This is a genomic window from Thiomonas sp. TH-17 (genome assembly GCF_057473305.1).
Map to the genome: position 1 here is coordinate 1 of NZ_JBYCKI010000116.1, position 1,958 is coordinate 1,958.

The window sequence follows — 1,958 nt, forward strand, 5'->3', positions numbered from 1 at the left end:
ACATCGGCACCCTGCTGCCGACCTCCTGGCGGCCTGCTGCCTGATCGCTACACGTGCATCACGCCACCGCACAAGGTGGCGTGGGCGCTCGCTTACAGTGGCTGTGAAGCGGCACGTTTTTGAACGGCTGCTTTGTGGCGTGCATCTTCGGCAGACGACTGGCAGTTCCGGGCCGGAACCGGTCAATCGAAAACGCGCAGTAACCGCCAGTAGTTGGGTCCCGGACCGCTCACAGTCGCCACGCCTGCGCGGACAGCGGCAGCTCGTTCAGTTCGGCCCTGGCTTCGCGCCATGAGGGGTAGTGCTTCGTCATCAGCGTGAGGAACCGCTCTCTGTGCGTCGGTGCGATCAGGTGCAGCATCTCGTGCACGATGACGTACTCGAGCAGATCCTTCGGTTTTTTCGCCAGCTCGGTGTTGAGGCGGATATGCCGCGCGGCATGGTTGCAACTGCCCCATTTCGTCTTCATGCGCTGCAGGAAATACGCAGTAACCTTGACCCCGAGGCGAGGCTCCCACTTGCGGATCAAGCGTGCCACTTCAGCGTGCAGCAGGGCCTTGTGCCATGCGTGCATCACGGCCTCGCGTCTGGCCCGGTCGCTGCCAGGACGCACGCTGAGCGTGATGCGCCGGTGGTCCATCGTCACCGAAGGTTTCTGCTCGCGTTCGACCACGGTGAGCAGGTAACGCTTGCCCCAGACGAAGTGACTCTCCCGCGTGACGTAGCGGCGGGCTGACTCGCGGGCCTGCCCCTGTAATCGCGCCTGCTGTTCCCGTATCCAGCCCAGTCTTGACGCGGCATAGGCGCGCGCCACTTCCGGCCGCGTACGGATCGGAGCAACCAGTGTCACGCGGCCGCCGGGCGGGTGCACCGAAAGGTGGACGTGTTTGATGTCCTTGCGCGTCACTGTGATCGTGATTTCGCCAAGGCGGATCAACGCACTCATTGATAGCCGACCTGCTGCTTGACGAGCTCGAACAGGGCTTGGGTTGCCGCGCGGTTGCGATCAAGCAGTGGGAACAGCGCGTTGAGCACCTGCGCTTCGCGCGCCTGGTCGCCTTTCCAGCCCGCCGGTGCCCGCTCGCGCATTGTGCGGTCGATCTCAAGGGCAAGATCCAGCCTTGCCTTCTCTGCTGCGGGATTCGACTCCGCTACGGCAGCGGGCACGCCTCCGGTCGCCAGGATCCGCGGCAGGTTGTTGTAGATCACGGTGGCCTCGCGCTTGCCATGCAGGGCCGCGGGAACGCCGGCCTCAGGCTGCTTGGTCGCCAGCCGTTGCACCAAAGCCTCGGCCTTGCGCAGGAACTCCTCGTAGGCTTCCGCGTCGGCCCGGCTCTGCTGGATCAGATCATCCAGCAACAGCGACATCTGCTCGTAGAAGTGTGGGTCAGTGAGGTGGTCGCGGATGATGGTCTTGCGGACGTTGTTGATGATGCCTTCGGCGATGGCATTCCTCGACAGCTTGCCCTTCTCGTTGAGCGTGCGGGCAATGGCATCGTGGATGCCGGTCTCGACAATGAGCTCGGTCAGTGACATCTCCCCGAGCTGGCCGAGCCCCGTCGCCGTATCGGCCTGGATGTAGGTGTTGATGAGGTGGCGCATGTCCGCCTCGTACGGTTTGATGTCCAGCTCCTCGCCTGAGTGCTTCTTGATGGCGGCGCGGATCTCGACGTGGAACGCCACTTCCATCTTCAGCGCATCGGCCTCCGCAGCCGGGTAACCGGCCTCGGTCAGGTTCTGGGCCACTTCGGAATAAGCGCGTACAAATAGAGCTACCGCCTTGTAGTACGTCACCCGCAGCGGCTCGGATTCGCTCAGCGCGTTGGCATTGGCGGCATCGCCGCAGAAGTAGCGCAGGTACTGCTCCACCTCGCGCGGCAGGGGGACGGGTTCGCACAGGTAGCGCACCGCCTCACGCGCTCCGTCGAGTTTCTTTTTCCCCTCGACGAGCCAGTCCT

The 1,958-nt window shown here is 63.7% G+C and carries 1 protein-coding gene and 1 pseudogene; both read right to left on the minus strand.

Annotated elements, in window-relative coordinates:
- Positions 1 to 229: 229 nt before the first annotated feature.
- Complete coding sequence (locus AC2VLV_RS06960) at positions 230 to 946, minus strand: M48 family metallopeptidase (protein ID WP_486989283.1); 717 nt, start codon at positions 944 to 946, stop codon at positions 230 to 232.
- Positions 943 to 1,958, minus strand: a pseudogene (locus tag AC2VLV_RS06965) (restriction endonuclease subunit R); the annotation flags it as partial. The pseudogene AC2VLV_RS06965 and the gene AC2VLV_RS06960, both read right to left, overlap by 4 nt.

Coding starts and splice junctions, on each gene's coding strand:
- AC2VLV_RS06960 (WP_486989283.1), bottom strand. CDS start 946: ATGAGTGCGTTGATCCGCCTTGGCGAAATCACGATCACAGTGACGCGC.